Source organism: Paraburkholderia sp. BR13439 (genome assembly GCF_040948805.1).
In the GTDB taxonomy this organism is placed as follows: Bacteria; Pseudomonadota; Gammaproteobacteria; order Burkholderiales; family Burkholderiaceae; genus Paraburkholderia; species Paraburkholderia youngii.
On record NZ_JBFPKN010000035.1, the window covers coordinates 32771 to 53172 of the forward strand.

Consider the following 20402-nt stretch of genomic DNA (forward strand, 5'->3'; position numbering starts at 1 on the left):
TTCTTTACGATCACGTAGACGATAAAGCCCATCATGGCCGTGAAGGCGCACCACCAGACGATTTTTTGCGTCCGAGTTTTTGGCGTTGATGTAATCGACGGTCCCATAGCGCTACCACCTGATTCCAGTCTTACCTTGATCGTTAGAGAAGCCCCAGCCCACTGATGCAGGGTTATCGGTCTTGCCTACGTTTGTACCCGCACCGAAACCGATGACAGTCGCAGTTCCATTTCCAGGCGACACCATAATGCCGCCGCCCAAACCACCGTATAGAGCAGAGCCACCGCCAGCATATCCCCCGGCGAAGTTATTCGTCTGCCCAAGGCTGACTGATGTTGTGTTCAGATAGCCAGCGGAAACATTAACACCAGCGCCTACGGAATTTGGAATGCCAAGATTCACACCATATCCAAAGAACGAATTGCCGTCCCGCGTAAATGTTCCCCACACACTGCCCACGAAGTAATCCACCTGGAAGTTCACAAAGTCAGGCAACCGGAACAGGCCCGGATTCGAACCAGTCGTCGTTGCCTGATACGTCAGGCCGCTGCCCTGTGCACCATTCACAATGTACGCCTGCAAATTGGGATCGCCCGCTCCAAGGCTCTGCGCCCACACCTGCTGTCCAGCCTGGTTCACGCCGTACGGCGTCCAGTTCGTTCCATCGTTGGGCGGATCCCCGACCGCCACCCGCACACCGCCCGATTCCGCCTGGCCGTTTGCCGTCAGGTTCATCTGCGCCATCTGGTCGTCGATCTGCTGCGCGGTGTACTTGCCGCCGCTTTCATCGGCCAGCCTGTCTGCAAGCGTCTCTTCCTTCGAATGCAACTGCCGGTTGTACAGATCCGCATTGGCTGCCGTGGCCGCCCCTGCCGAAACTCCCACGAGCGCACCACCCGCCGACGCCAGCACGTTCGATGCCAGGTTGCCCAGCAGCGTCGAGCCAGTACTCTCCGCGATTCCCTTGGACAGGCTGTTCAGTTGCGGCGCCAGCGCTGCCGATAGCCCGGCGCCCGCAGCACCCTGCAGGGCTGTTCCGAGACTGCCGCCACCCAGCCCACCGATCAACGCACCCCCAACAATGTGAAGGGCTACCCGGTTGGTCCCACCCTCATCCCACGCGGCCTCTCGGGCCGCGTCACCGGCTTTCTGCGCCGCCTCCAGCTTCGATTCAGCATACGCGCCAATACCCTGCGCGACCACCTGGCCTGCCGCCTGCGCCGCCGCCATCGTGTCCGCCTGCTGAGAGAGGATAGCGTTCACGTCCGGCGTTTTCGAGACCGTCCCGTTGGTATTCGTTGTATCTCGGCTCAGGCTTGCCACATCCTGCGTCTGCTTCGCGCCGTCCGTGATGTTGATCGCACCCGCGCTGACCGCACTGCGCGTGGTGGCGCTTTCGTCGCCATTCTCGTTCTGCGCGATCATCGGCGTAACGCCCGGTGTGCCAGTCACAGAACCGGGGCCAACCGCCTTGCCGGTGTTGCCACCGAAGCCCACGCCCGCGCTGATCCCGTTGCTGTTGGCGCTGTAGTGCGACTGGTCCTGGATGTCGCTGAACGTGAGCGTGCCGGTCGTCAGGCTGTTGTTCGACGCGTCGGCCGTGCTCGATATCACACCGCCCGTCAGGTCCGTGTTGCCCTTGACGTTGATGTTGAACCCGCCATCTCCCGCATTGATGCCCGCCTGCTCGTTGACACCTGCATAGTTTGAATCGGCATGTCCGTTCTGCGCGCTGAAGCTGGCGCTGCCGCCGCCCTGGCTGATTGTGAACCCGCCGCCCGTGCTGCTCTGGTGCGCGGCGCTGTTCGTCACGCCCTGCACGCTCACGCTATTCAGGTTGCCGCCCACGTCGGCCGCGATCTGCCTGCCATTGATCTGCGAGCCGATCACGTTCGTGTCGCCGCCCGATATCACCGTGACGCTGTTCGCGCCGTTCACATGCGACGCGTTCTGGATCGACGCGTCGCTGTTCGCGTCGCCATGCGCGTTCGACATCGCAGCCGAAACGCCAAAGCCGCCGCCCAGCGTGTACTGCACGCCAACGCTTGCACTGCTGGAGCTGTTCGAGCTACGCGTCGAATCGGTGTCGGTCGTATTGATGACGTTCACCTGGTTTTTCGCCGCCAGAATGACATCGTTCGCGCTGACGTTCGAGCCGGCGATAGTCAGGTCGCCATTCGTTGCCACGAATCCCGCCGTGCCGCCTGCCTGCACGCTGGAGCCGCGCTGCATCGTCTGGTCTTCCGACGACTGGCTTTCGCTTTTGCTCGATCCGATGCTGACCTTGATGCCGATGTCGGGCTTGCCACCATCGGCCAGGGTTTTCGCCCCCATACCCGCTATCGCCACATCGCCCGCCGCCGCAATGCTGTGCAAAGCGGCGGCGCGGTCATTGCCCGTGCTGGCCGAATTCTTCGCTGCCTGACTTTCCGAATACGCGTTGTTGCCCGCATCGCCGACCGAACCCGCCAGACCAATCGTGAAGCCGCTGCTGCTGGTCTTCTGCGTCTGCGCCTGGTGCGAGGTATCGGTGGCCGCATCGATGATGACGTTGGCGGCCGTGCCCGTAAAATTCTGGCCCGCGATCAGATCACTGCCCGTGACATGCAGGGTGTTGCCCGCCTGGATTGACAGGTTGCCGCTCAGTGAGCCGACCGCGCTCGCGCTGTTCGTGGCGCTCGACGCCTCGTCAGTCGTCGCGAGCTTGCTGGTGCCGACCGTGACGGAAAGTCCGCTCGTTCCCAAGCCCGTGTGCTTCTCCTGATAGCTGCTGGACGACTGCAGGATGTCCTGTGACGTGGTGATGTTCACGTCATGCGCGGCAGCGAGCGATACATCGTTCGTGCCGACGATCGTGCTGCCCTGAACCGTCAGATCGTGTCCCGACTGGATGTTGACCGTATCGCCCGATACGAGACTGCCCACAGCGATACTGGCGCGCGTGTCCTGCATGGTGTCGGTCGTCGTGCTGCTGACGAAACTGCCGCGCTTCGACTCGACCGCCTGGTAGCTGTCGTGCTCCTCGCGGGCCTCATTGATGGTGACGTTACCGGATGCCGCGATCGTGGCCGTGCCCGCGCCGCTATCCACGCCGTTCGTCCTGCCGGCGGTCAGACTCGAGCCGGTGAGCGTCACATTGCCCTTGCCAGCATCCGTGCTGACCGCGCCGAGCGTCGCATTGCCGCCCGCAGTAAAAGTCGTGCCGAGCGCGTGTTCGTCGTACGTGTGATCGACTTCCTTGCGGGAACTGCCGTCCGTCGCGACGTTGTTATAGGTCGCGGTGTTCGTAACCGTGGTCGCCGTCAGATTGCCGCCCGCGACGACCGCCATGTCACCGCCCGCCGTCACCGTTGCACCCCTGAAGGTTGCGTCGTTGCCGCTCTGCATCGCGAGGTCGCCACCGGCCGATATCGCGCTCGTCTGGTTCGTTGTGCCGCTCGCCTCCCAATGATGCTGGTCGTTCAGCGTCACCGATTGCGTAGTCGTGGACTGCACGGTGTCAACATTGATGTCGTGACCGGCGCTGATAGACGCATCGCCACCTGCGTTGATGTGCGCGCCGTGCACCGTCAGATCATTGCCTGCGGCAATGACCATGTCACCGGTCGACGCGATGAAGCCCTGCGCGCCTAGCAGCGTCTGGCCGACCTTGCTGTCACCGGCGGCCGAACTGATTCCGGTCGCGTCGACCAGCGTCGTGTTGACGATGTCGTGGCCCGCCAGCACCGCGACGCGGTTGCCGCTGATGAGACCCGATGCATTGACCACGTCGTTGGTCGCCGACACGACCGTCGTACCGTCCATGCCGCTGCTCGCGATCGTGCCCGCCCGGTTCACGATATTGGTGCCCGTGACGACCGTCTGCGTACCGCCCCTGATCGTGCCGCTGTTGTTCACGCTGCCCGTCGCGTGCAATTCGACATCGTCAGCGGCAATGAGCGCGCCCGTAGGCTGCAGATCGTCGGCATGCGTCTGCGCCAGATAGACCTGCGGAACCAGCACCGATTGCGTCGTGCCATCCGGCAGCGTGACTGTCTGGCTGACCAGCCACACGATATCGCTCGTCAGCGCATCCATCTGTGCCCCGCTCAGCGCGACGCCAACGGCCAGGCCAAATTGCTGCGCGACATTCACGCCCGCCGTCATCAGCGCCGTGTATTCGTCGAGGTTGCTGCTGTAGCCTTGCAGGTAGACGCGACCGGTGAGTTGCGTAATCTGGTTTTGTACCAGCTGTGCCTCGTAGAGTCCGTCGCCGAGGCGCTTTTCCACACTCTGAGGATTCAGGCCCAATGCGCCAAGCATGTAGTCGCTGCTGATGAACTTCGTGTAGCTCGTGAAGCGCGGATCGGTCTCGACGAGGTAGGGGGCATTCGGTGCCGTATGTAGCGAATACAGGCCGCTCGTCGGCAGCGTGACATGCAGCGATCCTGAACTGTCCGCGACCGTTTGTGGCACATTCGCTTTCTGGGCCGCCAGCGCCTGGGTGGCGCCGAGCGTGCCGCCCGTCGCTCCGGTTGCCGAGTTCGCCGCCGCGACGTTGGTGTTGTTGATGTCCGTGCCACTGATAACCACCGCCCTGTTCGCGATGATTGTGCCGCCCGTTCCACCGATCGCCACCGGCGCGAACACGACGGACGGTTCCACCACCTGGCCCACGTCCTGCGTGATGTTCTGGTTCCATGCGTACGTCGATACGATGTCCTGATGCTGGTACTGGTACAGCGTCTGCCCGGTGTTGTTCACCTGGGTGCCGCCGTAGTTGCCGCTGCCCGACGGATCGAGCGAGCCGTCCTGCGTGGTACTGCCAATCTGGATCGAGCCACCCGCCGCAATCGCACTGTAGCTGTTGTTCAGCGTGCCGATGTTCGCGAGCGTCATGTCGCCGCCCGCAAGCAGTTGGCCCTGCTGTGCCTGCGCGCCCGTTACCTGATCCTGCTGCGTGGTGGTCGTCGTATCGCGTGCGTACTCGACGCGCTGGTAGCCCTTGTGTCCGTCGCTGCGGGTTGCGTACTCGGTTGACGGCAGGTAGTTGATATTCGGGTTGTAGTCGTCCCAGTAGTTGACGGTGATCGTGCCGTCGCCGTTGGTCGTGATCGAGTTGTACCAGATCGTCTGCTGCGTGCCATTGACGTTCACAACGAGCACATTGTCCGTCGGATTGGGGCCCGCCGTTTGTGAAATGATCTGCGAAGCGGAGAACGTCGTGTCGATCGGCGCAATGTAGCCGTTATCCCACATCGACTGCGAGCAGTAACCGCTCACGGCATTGCCCGTTGCACAGGCCATGTATTTGCCGCGCTTGGTCTGGTGGACCGTCTCGACGTCGGTCGTCACGGTCTGAACCGTCGGCGCGGGCCGCGAGTTGGTCAGCGTCTGTGCGGCGATTTGGAGGTTGCCCTGTGCCTGGATCGTCGACTGGTCGTTCGTGACCGTGCTCGAGCGGTTGGACAGCAGGCCGTTTGCGTCGCGCGTGCCATCCGCTGCGAGGTTCACGTCTGCGAGGCTGAAGACGTTCGCGCCGCCTGTGTTCGATATATCGCCGGGCGAATAGAGGTTCACTTGCGCCGCCGCGGCAATGATCGCGGCGGCGCCGGTATTCGCGATGGACTGGCTGCCGGTCAGCGTCACCGTATTGCCGATGATGGTCGCCGTATTGGTCAGCGTCGCGCTGTTCGTCGTGACCGTATCGCCCTCGATGCGGCCTTCGTTGGTGATTGCGTTCGTTGCATTGACGGTCGTGCTGGCCGAGTTCAGGTCTGCGCCCGCCTGGTTGTCGACGTTCGCCGCATTCACCGTCAGCACATTCACCGCGCCCAGCGTGCCCTGGTTTGTGAGCTTGCCCGCGACAGTGAAGCTCAGATTGCGGTTGGCCTGCATCTGGTTGGCAGCATGGTTCACGTAGTCGCCATTGACCGTCACCGCGCCATCCCGACCCACGATGATCGTGCCGTCGCCCGCCAGCCGGTTCGTCGTGAGCGTCAGGTTCTGATCGCTGCCGATCGCGCCGTTCTGATTCGTGAGGGTGCCGGTCGTGATGACGACGCCGCCACCGCTGCCCTGGTCGTTGCCGATCCTGCCCGAGGTATTGTCCAGCGACGCGGTATCGAGACTGACCACGCCATTGCCATGGATCGAGCCGTTCACATTGGAAACCGCCGCGCCTGCGCCGTTGAGCGTCAGGTCGTTCGCGCCCGATAGCGTACCGTCCGAATTGTCCACGGACTGCGATTCGTAAACGGTCAGGTTGTTGCCCGCGACGATCTGGCCACCCTGGGTATTCGACAGCGACGCGCCTGAGACCATGACATCGCCGTTCCCGCCGATGACCCCTGCGCCCGCTACGCCGCTCCCATTGCTGTTCCTGATCGATTCAGCGCTGACCGTCGTTGCGCCCGTACCGGTATTGGCGATGCGGCCCGAAGAATTGTCGAGCGATGCGCCGGCAATCTCCAGGGTAGCCGACCTGCCGTTCGTGCCGATCTGCCCACCCGCATTGGTGAGCGCACCTTGTGCGGAGACAAATGCATCACCATCCGACTGGATGAGTCCCGCCGCGTTGTTCAGTGTGCCGCCTGACTGCGCGGCCAGTGCGCCGCCCGCGACCAGCGAACCGCCGCCATTGTCGATGCTGCCGCCCGACACCGACACGTCGCCATTGCCACCAATCAGGCCGCTTGCTGTGTTCAACAGTGCACCCGACGCAGTGACGGTAGTCGCACCCGTACCAGCGTTGGAAATGCTCCCACCGTCGTTCGCTACCGTCTGTGCGTTGATGCCTAACGTGTCGTTCGCCTGCACGGTGCCGCCGGCGTTGCTGAACGCCCCGGTGTCCGCAATCGATACGTCGCGCGCGCTGATCTGCCCACCCGCACTGTTGTCCAGCGAGCCAACCCTGAATGCCGCCGACGACTGCGCCGCCAGCGTGCCGCCCCGGTTCGATACCGCTCCTGCCTGCATGTCGAGCGAGCCATTGGTGGCAAGCGTGCCGCCATTGTTCGACAGCGAGCCTGTCTGCACGGACAGCGTGCCGGCGCCCGAACTGGTGATCGTGCCGTCGTCGTTGAGGATCGTGGCAGGGCTCAGCACCAGATCGGCGCTGTTCGTCTGCAATGAGCCGCGGGTGTTGTCCAGCGTGCCGGAGACGGCAACCGTAATCGGCCCCGTGCCAGTCTGCGTGATCGTGCCGCGGCGGTTCGTGAGGTTGCCTGCACGGATCGCGAGTTGCGGCGCGTTGAAGGTGCCGGCGCTGTTGTCGAGCGTGCCTGCCGCATTTGCCGTAATGGACGAGCCTGCGCCGGTGATTGCGTTGACGAGGCTCAGGTTACCGTCCCTCGCTGTCAGCGCGAGCGCCGTACCTGCCCACGTCTGCGCATTGGCCAGATCGAGCGACACGCCGTAAAGCGTCACGGTGCCGGAGGCGGCGTTCTGGCCCGTAGCGGACAGCAGCCCCGCCGAGGTCACCGACAGATTGCCACTGGTGCCGAGACTGCCGTCAGGACTGACGCCCGCGCCGAGCAATCCCGTCGACGCGACGCTGCCCGCCGTGGCCATGAGGTCTTGCTGCGCCGCAAGTGTTCCGGAATTCGTTAGCGCGCCTGTCGCGCCGATCGTGGCATTCCGCTGCCCGTAGATCGTGCCGCTATTCGCGACGCTCGCCGCACTGATGCCGATGCTCCCGCTTGCGTTCATCGTGCCGGACTGCACGAGCTGGCCCGAACTCGTCAGTGTGAGGTCGCCCGCCTGCGCGGCAATCGTGCCTGCATTGGCCACACCGACACCCTTCTCTGTACCGACCAGCTTGATACGGTTCGCGTACATGCCGCCGAGCTGCGATACGTCGATGGACACGCCCGGCGCGGCTCCGCTGCCCGTGATGGGCGTCGCGTTCAGGCTCGCGTAATCGACGCTGTTCGCACCCGAGACTACGTTCAGCGTACTGGCGTAAATCGCTGCATTCGCCTGCACCGCGCGTGCGATGAGGTCCACCTGATCGATATTCGTGGCGTTCAGACCCGTGCCCTGAACCGTGATCGTGCCGCCAGTAACGTTGAACCCGGTTAGGTTGCCACTGCCGTCGATCAGCGGATTGCCGGTCGTGAGGATGCCGCGCGAGGTATTGATGAAACCGCCGCCGTCCACGACCAGCCCCGATGAATTGGCGATCACGACAGCCGCCGCTTTCCGGCCCGCGACCTCGACATAACCGCGCAGCAGCGACGGATTATTGCTATTGACCTGATTGACGATAATTTTCGCGGCGTCGTTCGGCCCGAAATTCGGATTGCCGTTAATCTGCCCCGCCAATTGCGTACCCGTTATAACGGGAGAATTGTTGAGAATCGCGCCATTCTTCTGGACGTCGAACTGTGAATAAGTGTTGAGAGAAACACCCGCACCGGACGGTTTATTGATATTAACCTGCGGCAGGCCGTTTGCCGTGCTGACTACGCCAGGCGCATGTGTACCTGATGGGACAATCTGCGCGTCCGAAAGCGCGGGCGCGAGTCCGCACAGCACCAGCACGGCAAAGGCCACATGACGCATTGAAAAGAGTGTGAAAGACTGTAACGCAACCGATAAGCCGGTTTCACCGCGACTGGAGTTCCCGTGACCGATCGCAGTTTCTGCAACGGCAGTGAGCATACCTCGAAGCGTGCTGAAAACAAGTCGATAACAACGGTTATTCATTGCTTATACCTGTGATACCCGATGAAGTCCTGCGCAATGCAACGGCATCAAAAGGTTATCAAGGAGAGCAAATGGCGACTACGAGACAATTCTGAATTATTCTGAATTTGTCGATATTTAACGATCGTAGTTATCCACCGCTTTTTCAGAAAGTCCAACGCTTCATCAAATCCACGCCTTTTGCAAACTTTTCTTAACTGTCGTTCACATCACTCGCCATTTGCTTTGAAGCGATCGAAAGCGGCCGCGGCCCGCGACGACGCGCTTGCGGTCGTTTCCCTATAATCGAAGGTCTTTCCCTCGCAGCGGGTTTGTGCGCTTCACCATAGGAGAGCAACACGATGGATTATGTGAAACTCGGCCGCACCGGCCTCGATGTATCGCGTCTCTGTCTCGGCTGTATGAGCTATGGCGTGCCCTCGCGCGGCACGCACACCTGGACGCTCGACGACGAAGCCGCGCGGCCATTCATCAAGCAGGCACTCGATCACGGCATCAACTTCTTCGATACCGCCAACGTCTATTCGGACGGCACCAGCGAGGAAATCGTCGGCCGTGCGCTGAAGGACTTTGCGAAACGCGATGAGATCGTGCTCGCCACCAAGGTCAATAGCCGCATGCATCCGGGTCCGAACGGCGCGGGGCTGTCACGCAAGGCGATCATGGCGGAGATCGATCACAGCCTGCGGCGGCTCGGTACCGACTATGTCGACCTGTATCAGATTCATCGCTGGGACTACGGCACGCCGATCGAAGAAACGATGGAAGCGCTGCACGACGTCGTGAAGGCCGGGAAGGCGCGCTATATCGGCGCGTCGTCGATGTACGCATGGCAGTTCGCCAAGGCGCTGCAGGTGGCCGAGCGCAATGGCTGGACCCGCTTCGTGACGATGCAGAACTATGTGAACCTGCTGTATCGCGAGGAAGAGCGCGAAATGCTGCCGCTGTGCGAGAGCGAAGGCATCGGCGTGATTCCGTGGAGTCCGCTTGCACGCGGACGCTTGACGCGCGACTGGGACACCGAGAGCGCGCGCTCGGAAACCGATGAATTCGGCCGCACGCTGTACGCGCAGACGCAGGAAGCGGATCGGCGTATCGTCGAGCGGGTCAGCGAGATCGCGAAAGAGCGCGGCGTGCCGCGCGCGCAGGTCGCGCTAGCGTGGGTGCTGCAGAAGAAGCCGATTACCGCGCCGATCGTCGGTGCAACCAAGCTGCATCATCTCGACGATGCGGTCGCGGCGCTGTCGTTGAAGCTCAGCGGCGAAGAGATTCAGCGGCTCGAAGAATTGTATGTGCCGCATGCGGTGGCAGGGTTCAAATAAGCGCTTTCACGCGTACTGAAATCCAGTTAGCACAGGCGGAATGGCCCGCGATTGCGGTGCGGGTCGTTGCGCCCCCTCTTCGTTAACTACGCGGCACATCCGGTTCGAAGAACACCCAGCGCACCTGAGGAAACGTGGCCTGCAAGTCGGCCTCGATAACATTGATCGCATCGACCATCGCGCGGCCGCTCGCATAGTCGATCATTTCCGCCTGCACCGCCACCACCACGTGACGTCCCCACTGCAGCGTGATCATATTGATGATGCTGCGAATCTCGGGACGCGCGCGCAGATGCGCGTCGATGGCGCCGCGCACTTCCGGGCTCGCCGATTCACCGACGATCATCGACTTCACTTCACGCGCGACGAGCCACGCGATCGTCATCAGCAAGAGACCGACTCCCACCGAGCCGAGCGCGTCATACAGGGGGTTGCCGGTCATCATCGTCAATAGCACCGCGACGAAGGCGATCGCGAGACCGAACAGCGCGGCGATATCTTCGCCGGCTACGACCAGCAGGTCCGATTCGCGCGTCTCGCGAAACCACTGCCACAGATTCTTGTCCGGATACGTCTTGCGAATCTCCTTGATTGCGCCCCACAGCGATAGCGCTTCGAGCACCACCGACACACCGAGCACCGCCAACGCGACGAACGCGTACTGCAACGGCTCGCGGGCAATGAGCCGATGCACGCCCTCATACACCGAAAACGCGCCGCCGACGAAAAACAGCAGCAACGCAACCAGCAGCGAATAGAAGTTGATTTCGCGGCCGCTGCCCATCGGATGCAAAGGGCTTACCGGCTTGCGCGCTTCGCGCAGCCCGAAAAGCAGCAGCAGTTGATTGCCGCAGTCGGCGGTGGAGTGAATCGCTTCGGCGAACATCGAGCCGGAGCCGGTGAACGACGCCGCGGCGAACTTGCAGACGGCGATGCCGAGGTTGGCGGCGAGCGCGTAGAAAATGGCTTTCGGCGATTCTTCTTTCATCTGCGGGCGGGCGTCCGTGAGTGGGCTGGGTATTGTTGGCGATTGCACGACCGAAGCGATCGGCAAGCACTCGGTATTATGGATGACAACGACACACCAGGCCGCGGGAATCGGACCTGATGGGTCACCGTGCCGCCAGCACCCGAAGCGCCCTTTCCACCATTCGCGCGGATCACGCCCGCTCGAGCGCCGCCATCTCCCGCACGACCACCAGCAGCACCGAAAGACTCGCGCCACCCGTCGCACGCAAATCGGTCAGCAGACGCGTATAACGCTCGAGCTGCGCCGCGCGTTTCTCGCGCCACGTTTGCACCAGCGAATCGGGCGCCGACGCATCGGTCGCGCCAGCCAATGCGCTCGTGGTCAGCGCGCGCTTGAGGCGGGCGAGTTCGGCGAGCGCCGATGCGCGCGCGAGCATGTCCCAATGCGTCGGCGCCGGCAACGAAGCGGCGCGCTCGCTGATCCAGCTGTAGTTCAGGAGCGTGCCGAGCGCGAAGTAGACGCCCGCGACCTGTTCGAGATTGCGCTCGCACGTCGACGCGACTTCGGCGATATCGAGCAGCGCGGCCGACACCTCGCCGCTCGCGATCCGCACCGCGAGCTCGCTATCGACACCCGCATCGACGAACGCCCGCTGCCGCTCCGACAACGCTTCGAGATCTGCGGCCGGCAACAGCGCCGGCCATTGCGGCGCGAGACGCTGCGCGGCATCGCGACAGCGTGCGAGCAGGCCGCTCACGTCGCCGTTGGCTGCGCCCGTTTGCAGATGCCGCAGGAACCACAGCGCCGAACGTTCGACGAGCCGCGCGACCTCCGCGAACATGCGCGCCTGCACGTCATCGGCGACGCGGTTGTCGAGCGCGTCGATGCTGCGCCAGATCTGATCGAGATCGAACACGTCGCGCGCCATGATGCACGCGCGCACGATGTCGCCGGGCTGCGCATCGGTCTCCTCCATCAGCCGATGCACGAACTCGCAGCCGACGCGATTCACGAGCGCATTGGTCAGATGCGTCGCGAGGATTTCGCGGCGCAGCGGATGGCGCTGCATCGGTTCGCGGAAACGCTGCCGCAGCGGCTTCGGAAAGTACTCGATCAGCATGTCGCTGACGAGCGGGTCCTCCGGCATCGACGATTCGAGCAGCGCGTCATAGAGCCACATCTTGCTGTACGCGAGCAGCACCGCGCGCTCGGGTGTCGTCAGTCCCTGCTTCGCGGCCGCACGCTCGGCGACGTCTTCGTCGGTCGGCAAAAACTCGATCACGCGATTGAGCCGCCCCGCCTTCTCCAGATAGCGCATCAAACGCGTTTCGGCATCGAGCAGCTCGACGCCAAAGCGGCCAGCGATCGACAAGGCCTGCGTCTGGTAGTAGTTGTCCGTCAGCACGAGCAGACCGACTTCATCGGTCATTTCTGCAAGCAGCGCATTGCGCTGCTTCTCCGTCATCTCGCCATCGGCGACGACGAGACCCAGCAGAATCTTGATGTTGACCTCGTGATCCGAGCAATCGACACCGGCCGAATTATCGATCGCATCGGTATTGATGCGGCCGCCGTGCTGCGCGAACTCGATGCGGCCGAGTTGCGTCAAGCCGAGATTGCCGCCCTCGGCCACGACCTTACAGCGCAGGTCGGCACCGTTCACGCGGATCGCGTCGTTCGCACGATCGCCCGCCTGCTGGTTGGTTTCGCGGCTCGCCTTCACGTAGGTGCCGATGCCGCCGTTATAAAGCAGATCGACCGGCGCCTGCAGAATCACCCGCATCAGCTCGGCCGGCGAGAGCGCCGCCGCGCTGGTGCCGAGCGCCGCCTGCACCGCCGGCGACAGCGGAATCGTCTTCGCGCTGCGTGGGAACACGCCGCCGCCTGCCGAGATCAGCGACGGATCGTAATCCGCCCAGCTGGAGCGGTCGAGCATGAAGAGCCGCGCACGCTCCGCCATGCTCGCGGCGGGATCGGGATTCGGATCGAGGAAGATATGGCGGTGATCGAACGCAGCGAGCAGCTTGATATGCGGAGACAGCAGCATGCCGTTGCCGAACACGTCGCCCGACATGTCGCCGACACCGACCACCGTGAAGTCCTGGCTCTGCGTGTCGACGCCCATTTCGCGGAAGTGCCGCTTGACCGACTCCCACGCGCCGCGCGCGGTGATGCCCATTTTCTTGTGGTCATAGCCGACCGAGCCGCCCGACGCGAACGCGTCGTCGAGCCAGAATCCGTATTCATGCGAGATTGCATTCGCGTAGTCGGAGAACGTGGCCGTGCCCTTGTCGGCGGCGACGACCAGATACGGGTCGTCGGGATCGTGGCGCACCACATCAGGCGGTGGCACGACGTCGGTGCCCGCCAGATTGTCGGTTACGTCGAGCAAGCCGCGCAGGAAGGTCTGATAGCACGCGACGCCTTCGCGCATCCACGCATCGCGCTCGCTCTGCGGCGGCGGATTCTTGACGACGAAGCCGCCCTTCGAGCCGACCGGCACGATCACGACGTTCTTCACCATCTGCGCCTTCATCAGGCCAAGCACTTCCGTGCGGAAATCCTCGCGCCGATCCGACCAGCGCAGGCCGCCGCGCGCGACGCGCCCGCCTCGCAGATGCACGCCCTCGACGCGCGGCGAATAGACCCATATCTCGAACATCGGCTTCGGCTCGGGCAGGCCGGGCACCTGCGCGGGATCGAACTTGAACGACAGATACGGCTTCGGTTGCCCCTGAGCGTCGTGGCGGTAGTAGTTGGTGCGCTTGGTCGCCTTGATCACGCCGAGGAACTGCCGCAGGATGCGGTCTTCGTCGAGATTCGGCACCTGGTCGAGCGCGCTGTCGATCGACTCCAGACAGGCGTTGACGCGGGCTTCGCGTACCGCGCCGAGCGCCGGATCGAAGCGCGCGACGAACAGGTCTACGAGCATGCGCGCAATCGCCGGATTGCCGGTCACCGCGCGTTCGATATACGCATCGCTGAACGTCGAACCGACCTGGCGCAAGTACTTCGCGTACGCGCGCAGAATCGTCACCTCGCGCGCATTGAGCTGCGCACGCAACACGAGGCGGTTGAAGTCGTCGCTTTCGATCGTGCCGGTCCACACCTGCTCGAACGCCTGTTCGAACAGATCCTTGACCCGCTCGATGTCGAACTCGGCATCGTCCGCAAGTTCGAGGCCGAAGTCGTGGATCCACGCGGGCATCGCGCCCGGCGCCTCGATCAGATAAGGCCGCTCTTCGTCGACGCGCACGCCCAGATGTTCGAGCATCGGCAAGCTGCGCGACAGCGCGATCGGCATGCCCGCGCGATACACCTTGAAGCGGAACGCCCGCGGTCCCGATTCGATCGGCCGGTACAGGTTCATTGCGAGGCGCTCGCTGCCTTGCACGCGCTCGATCAGTTCGATATCGCGCACCGCCGTGCGCGCCGGATAGTCGTCGCGATAGCCGGCCGGAAACGAGTCAGTGTAGTGCTGCAGCAAACGGTTGCCCTGCTCTTCGCCGTACGCGTCGAGCAATGCGTCGGCCAGATCGTCCTGCCAGCGTCGCGCGACCTGCACGAGGCGCGCTTCGAGCTCGCGCGTATCGACGCTCGGCATGCCGCCCGCTTTCGCATGGACGACGAAATGAATTCGCGCGAGTGTCGACTCCGACAGCAGCGGCGTGAATTCGACGTTCTCACCATTGAATGCGTCGGCGAGCAGATTCGCGATGCGTTGCCGCAGATCGGTGTTGTACTTGTCGCGCGACACGAACACGAGGCACGACACGAAGCGATCGAAGCGATCGCGCCGCACGAACAGCCGCGTGCGCTGATGCTCCTGCAAACGCAGCACGCCGAGGGTGGTGTCGTACAACTGGTCTTCGTCTGCCTGGAACAGTTCGTCGCGCGGATAAGTTTCGAGCACCGTGACCAGCGATTTCGCCAGATGACCTTTCGGCAGGAATGCGGCGCGTCTGACGATATTCGCGCATTTGCGCCGCACGATCGGAATCTCCGCGGCCGACACGAAATAAGCGGTCGACGTATACAGGCCGATGAAGCGCCGTTCGCCCGTCACCCTGCCATCGGCGCCGCTCAGCTTGATGCCGACATAGTCGAGATAGCCGGGCCGGTGCACCGTGGCGCGCGAATTGGCCTTGGTCAGGAAGATCGGCGACGAGCCGGAGATGATCTCTGCAGCCGCCGGCGGCAACGGCGTGACTTCCGGCGCGCCGCCCGCCCCCTGCGCATCGCGCAGAATGCCGAGACCGGAGCCCGCCACCGCCCGCAAACCATAGCCGCCATCGAGCTGCACCAGTTCGTAATCGCGCTGGCCGAGGAACGTGAAATGATCGGCGATCATCCATTCGACGAACGCGCGCGCTTCGACGCCCTCGGGGCCGGTCTCGCGCGCCTTCATATCCTGAATCGTCTGCTTCGCGCGTTCGATGATCTTCGGCCAGTCCTCGACCGCCGCGCGCACGTCGCCGAGCACCCGGGCGATATCGTCGCGCAACGCGTCGAGCTTTGCGGCATCGCCACAACGATCGACTTCGAAATGGATGCACGAGGTCAGATGCGAGCGCGTATCGCCGGCTTCTTCGGCGCCCTGGCTCACTCGTGTGATGCTGCCGTCCGCCGCGCGCCAGACTCGGAACACCGGATGCACGACCGAATGCAGCGCGAGCCGATGGCGGTTGACCGTCATCGAGACCGAATCGACGAGGAACGGCATGTCGTCGTTGACGATCTCGATCACCGTGTGATCGGAATGCCAGCCATGCTGTTCGAGGATCGGGTTATATACGCGCAGCCGCTGCTCGCCCGGCACGAAGCGCTGCGCGGTCTGCCAGTGGGCGAGCGCCGCGCCGTAGAGATCGGCGATCGAACGGCTTTGCAGATCGCCTGCGTCGACGAAATCGTAGTAATGCCGCAGGAAGGGTTCGACGATATTGAAGGTCGGTTCCGGCAACCGCCCCCGCGCAAATTCGACGACATCGTTCAGCAGGTGCGTGACGGCTTCTTCGTTCTTTGCTTGCATGATCGACTCCCCTGGCTGGCGGCAATGGTGAGTATCGCGTGATTCGCAGGCAACGTCTGACTTGGAATTATGCGCCTGCCGTGTGCGATGCGTCCGTTTCGCGCAGTCAGGTAATACCCGCTGACGGGTCGTCGAAGAATCGTCACAGTTGGGTTGGCAGGGGTCGCGTCGCTGCGGCGCGGCAATGCCACGCGGGGCTCAACGCGCGGGCTTGGCCGGTGCGGGTCCCGGCGCGGCCGCATTGCTGTCGTCGGCGCGCTGAGTGAGCCACGCGCGAATCTGCGCGGCGGTCCACGCGGGATCGTCATGCGGCAAGTCGTGGCCGGCCCACGGATGCTCGCGATGCGGCGCGCCCCACGCCGCGGCGAGCTTCGTCGAACAGACCGGATTGACGAGCCCATCTGCCGCCGACGACAAAATCAGCAGTGCACACCCCGGCGCGGCGGGCGCCGCGCTAAAGCGGGCGGCCGCCCACAATTGCCGCAGCGCATTCGCGCGACTCACCGGTGCGCTGCGGCGGATGTTGGTCCAAGCGGCGAGATCCGCGCCCAAGGTGTCGAGGTTGTTGCACGTGAGGCGATGGATACCGCTCTCGGCATCGGTTGCATCACCCCAATGCGCGGCGACGCCGAGCAGACCCGGCCACGCCGAGGGCCGCAGCCGCTCGTGCATGCGGCTGAATGGCCGCATGCTCGTATTGATCAGCACGAGCCGTTCGATTTCGCCGGGATGCCGCTGTGCCCAGTCGGTCGCGACCATGCCGCCGAGCGACATCGCGATTATGTTGTAGGGGCCCAGCACGCCCGTTTGGAGCGCCGCCTGCCGCACGAAGGCGACGATGCCCGCGACGCTCGCGGGCGCGCGCCGCCGCACATATTCACCGTTGCCGGGCAGATCGAGCAGCAGCAAACGGACGCCGGTCGCGGTCGTTGCGTTGGGGGTGGCGGCGTCCGGGCTCTGGCCCAGGGTTTCGCGCAACGCCGCCGGCAAGCGCCCCCAATGCCGCGTTTCGCGCGTCAGTCCGCGCAGCAGGATCCATGTGCTCATTCGCGTTCCGGCCTGTACCAGTGATCGAGCGCGCTTTGCAGCAACTGCTCGCGATGGTTGCCTTGCGGCAGCCAGCGCCGCGACGAAAACGCCGCGCGCGCGAGGAAGTCGAACAGGTTCGCATGGCGCCGCAGCACGCGCGCGGTGCGATGCTCCATGACCGGATTGAACATGCCCTGCCGCGAAAACAACTGGCGCGGGTTCTTCTTGATCCACAGCCACGAGCCGAGTTCGAGCGTCATCGGCAGGAAGATGTTCGGCACCGGCGTGCGGTCGTACGCGTAGTCCCACAGATCGCCGTGCAGCAGATACTGATGGCTTTGCGGCTCGAACGTGTAGCCGTGATGCGGATGCGCGTGTTCGAACATGCTCTTCAGCATGTACATTTCGGGAAGATGCGGCATCTGCTGACGGGTTCGCGCGTACGGAAACCAGATGCTGTCGCTCCAGCCGTAGCCGGAATGGCAATCGAGCGCGATGCTCAGCGGCCGCGCGGCGAGTTGCGTTTCGACCACGTGCAGCAGTGCGGCCGCCTCGACCTCCATCGGCTCGCCCGCGCGGCCGCGATACCACGGTAGCCACGCGCCGACGCGCTGACCGCCCGCAAGCAGAGGCACACGCGCGTCGGCGTCTTGCGGTGCGTTGCGCATCAGGTCGACGCCGCGCGGATTGGCGCGCGTCGCTGCCCACATGCCGCCGGGATTCGCGATCGGTAAAAAGATCAGCCGGATGGACTGCAATTCACGCACCAGCAGTTCGTCCCATTCGAGCCGCGCGAGCAGCGAGCGCATATAGTCGAGCACGAGTTGCGAACCGATTCGCTCGAGCCCGTGAATGCCGCCGAAAAAGCCAATGGCCGGCGCGAGCGGATCGGATGAACCGATGCTCGCGGTGTAGATGGAAAAGCGCCGGCTGCGTACCTCCGTCTCGCAGATCGCGCGTATTTCGAAGCTCGCCCTGCCCTGGTCGAGGATTGACTTGAGATCTTCATATTCGGCAAAACTGTCCGGAAGGAAGCTCAAAGGTGTCGGCATGACGGCGTGACCGGGGTGTCGGGATTTTTAAGGGCGGCCGGAAAAGACGCACTATAGCCTGGCTGTGTGTCAGTACGCGCGGGCGTCCAGCGCATTGGCAGTTGCGCAAGATCGAGTCTGGCGCCGCGGCGATGAGTGGTCAGGTGTCGCGGATGGGTGGGTCGTGCCGCGATTTTTAGAAAGAGATGGGCAGACGCAAACGGTAGACGCAGATGGCGAACGCTTTGGATTCGTCGACATCGACACCAAGCGTGTCGGGAAACGAAAATCGTTGAACAATCGCGCACCATTCCAGCGCGCTTGTCGGGACTCGGGAGACACGGTCAGACGGTGAGAGCCCGGTCGAAGCGGCGGAGCATTCGAGTTCTCGCTAGATCGCCGATCGCAGGATGGAATTAAGGCAGGTCCTGATCCGCTAACCGATGGCAGTCGCGAACGAAGGTCGCGACAAGGTTGTCGAGCATGGAAAGATGCGGTTCTGACAGGGATTCAATCGCTTTGCGGCCGGTGCGCAGCGGCCATGCCGTTTCGCGCGCTGTTGCGCGCCCCATGACGAGCAGCAAGACGTCGAGGTCCAGTGCTCTGGCGATGGCGCACAACGTACTGATCTTCGGGTCACACATTTCGCCGCGTTCCAGCGCGCAGATGGTGAGTTCGCGAGATTCGCGCGTCGGGCGAGTTCGCGTTGTGACAGGCCGAGCTCATGACGGCGATTCACGACAATCTCTTTCAGTGCGATTTCTCTTACGCTTTATTGATTGCGTAATCTTTGCAGCAAGGCAGCCGCGCCGGTTACTGGTGATCTCGCCATCAATCACGAACAGTCCGCGCAGTACGAGCGGACCAGCAAGCTCGCGAGCTTCCAGCCATCCGGCGCGGCAGACGCACAACCCCTGCCGCGGTTGAACGATGTTGAACTGAGCTGGATGGGGCCGAACGGCTTCGTGCTGACTGGCATCGAGTTCATCGGCGACAAATGAAAGCCCCGCCGAAGCGGGGGTAGTTCCCTACTTGATAACTTTTATGGAACAGACGGATCAAGCCGGTAATCGCGAAGAGGTGTTGCAGTTGCTGGAGAAGATCGCGACGGAACGGCACAAGTGGCATCGTGGGGGAGCACCGCACGGCGTCAATCGGTGGATGCACGCGTAACCGCGAAAGGCCCGCTCTGCCGGGCCTTTCGCATGAAAAACCCGGCTGAAGCGGGGTTCAACACGTAGCAGCAATGTTTAGTCCTTTAATACTTCCTGCAATTCCTTGACTCTATCTTGAGTGATATTTGCCATACACTCCCAAAAGTAAATATAGCGCTCGGCAGCCTCACCCATCATGTAGGTTTCGGTGTAGCACTCGTTATCGCGGTACTGTGCCCAAGAGTCTTGTGACTTCAAAAAGTAAGGTAGAGCTAAGGGTTCGCCTTCTGCTTTAAGTGACCTGTCATTGCCTCCAATCTTGATTTTGGCCGATCCCAGGATTTTATCGAGTGCACGGGCCGCATGATCGAACTTGCGGTGCGAGCACTGCGCCAAGTCGTCATTGGTTGCATGCTCCCCAGTGTCACACATATGCGCCACATCGGTGGCTCTATGACCTGAAAAATACTGATCCGGTGACTTGAAATAGTGATAATCGAATTTTCCAGAATACACGGTCTTAGCGGGTGCAATGATCGGAGCGATCATGAACGCGACTATTAGGCTAGTGCGATGAATCATAGACCCCTGCCTCAAACATTTCCGCCTCACGGTGCCGACGCCGTAGTAACCCTCTAAGTGGTTGACCCTTAACCGTCGCGTACTGCCTCATCCTATCACCCACTTTGTTGTAATCACCGGTATTAACGAAATCGAGCAGACTGTCGCCATGATGCTGAAGGTTGTACATAAAGCACACAAGTGCATCGTATTCAAATTGAAACAGTGGAAGCCGAATTTTTCTATTGATCGTATTCTCCGCCCACTTGACGTCCTCCTTAAGTAGCGTCTCGGCCTGTGCTTCGCTTATTCCGTTCTGAAATGGCTTTTCCGATGCGGCGCCGGATATTTTTCCCAAATGAACAAGGTGCCCATATCCAACTGTTGCATTCCCGGTTTTACTGCCGTCCTTGTCGTACATGGTCGCGCTGAACTGTTCCCAACCTTTAGAGGGTGTTAGGCACTTTTGCTAAGGGTTGCAAAGTGAACAAGCATAAGCACGGAGAAGACGACGAAGTGCAAGCCAGCCAGAGTTTCGGGCAATCGCTCGTAGTCTCGTGCGAGTCGGCGGAAGCGGTTGAGCCAGCCGAAGCTGCGCTCAACCACCCAGCGGCGCGG

General features: G+C 62.5%; 11 protein-coding genes. 2 read left to right on the top strand and 9 right to left on the bottom strand.

All coding sequences use genetic code 11. The features are described from left to right. Window positions 1-111: 111 nt before the first annotated feature. Window positions 112-8688, bottom strand: coding sequence for a hemagglutinin repeat-containing protein (locus tag AB3X96_RS38315; RefSeq protein WP_368593840.1), 8577 nt, complete (start codon window positions 8686-8688; stop codon window positions 112-114). 341 nt (window positions 8689-9029) lie between these two features. Between AB3X96_RS38315 and AB3X96_RS38320 the strand changes: the two genes are divergently transcribed. Then, entirely contained in the window at window positions 9030-10010 is a 981-nt protein-coding gene (locus AB3X96_RS38320) for an aldo/keto reductase (protein WP_152851549.1), read from the top strand. Between the two features lie 82 nt (window positions 10011-10092). Here the strand turns inward: AB3X96_RS38320 and AB3X96_RS38325 are convergent, their stop codons facing one another. The 5 genes from AB3X96_RS38325 to AB3X96_RS38345 all read right to left on the bottom strand — a co-directional run bounded on the left by AB3X96_RS38325 (window position 10093) and on the right by AB3X96_RS38345 (window position 18713). Beyond that, a complete protein-coding gene (locus tag AB3X96_RS38325; protein ID WP_368593841.1) occupies window positions 10093-10998 on the bottom strand; it encodes a cation diffusion facilitator family transporter in 906 nt (301 codons plus the stop codon). Window positions 10999-11170: 172 nt separating this feature from the next. Beyond that, window positions 11171-16009 carry an NAD-glutamate dehydrogenase gene (locus AB3X96_RS38330; protein ID WP_368593842.1) on the bottom strand — a complete coding sequence of 1613 codons (4839 nt, stop codon included), beginning with the start codon at window positions 16007-16009 and terminating at the stop codon, window positions 11171-11173. Window positions 16010-16207: 198 nt separating this feature from the next. After that, on the bottom strand, window positions 16208-17056 hold the full coding sequence (locus tag AB3X96_RS38335) for an alpha/beta fold hydrolase (protein WP_368593843.1): 849 nt from the start codon (window positions 17054-17056) through the stop codon (window positions 16208-16210). Continuing rightward, window positions 17053-18090, bottom strand: a complete 1038-nt coding sequence (locus tag AB3X96_RS38340; protein ID WP_368593844.1) for a M14 family zinc carboxypeptidase — start codon at window positions 18088-18090, stop codon at window positions 17053-17055. The genes AB3X96_RS38335 and AB3X96_RS38340 overlap by 4 nt, the downstream gene beginning before the upstream one ends. Before the next feature lie 395 nt (window positions 18091-18485). Then, on the bottom strand, window positions 18486-18713 hold the full coding sequence (locus AB3X96_RS38345; protein ID WP_368593845.1) for a hypothetical protein: 228 nt from the start codon (window positions 18711-18713) through the stop codon (window positions 18486-18488). A gap of 135 nt (window positions 18714-18848) precedes the next feature. Here AB3X96_RS38345 and AB3X96_RS38350 point away from each other — a divergent pair, with 135 nt between their 5' ends. Further along, window positions 18849-19070 (top strand): hypothetical protein, encoded by a 222-nt coding sequence (locus AB3X96_RS38350; protein ID WP_368593846.1) that lies wholly within the window; start codon window positions 18849-18851, stop codon window positions 19068-19070. Window positions 19071-19319: 249 nt separating this feature from the next. Here AB3X96_RS38350 and AB3X96_RS38355 read toward each other — a convergent pair whose 3' ends face one another. The 3 genes from AB3X96_RS38355 to AB3X96_RS38365 form a co-directional block, all read right to left on the bottom strand. Next, window positions 19320-19772 (bottom strand): lysozyme inhibitor LprI family protein, encoded by a 453-nt coding sequence (locus AB3X96_RS38355; RefSeq protein WP_368593847.1) that lies wholly within the window; start codon window positions 19770-19772, stop codon window positions 19320-19322. A 16-nt stretch (window positions 19773-19788) separates the two neighbouring features. After that, window positions 19789-20205 (bottom strand): lysozyme, encoded by a 417-nt coding sequence (locus AB3X96_RS38360; RefSeq protein WP_368593848.1) that lies wholly within the window; start codon window positions 20203-20205, stop codon window positions 19789-19791. Window positions 20206-20240: 35 nt separating this feature from the next. After that, a partial coding sequence (locus AB3X96_RS38365) for a transposase (protein ID WP_368593851.1) occupies window positions 20241-20402 on the bottom strand: 162 nt, incomplete at its 5' end.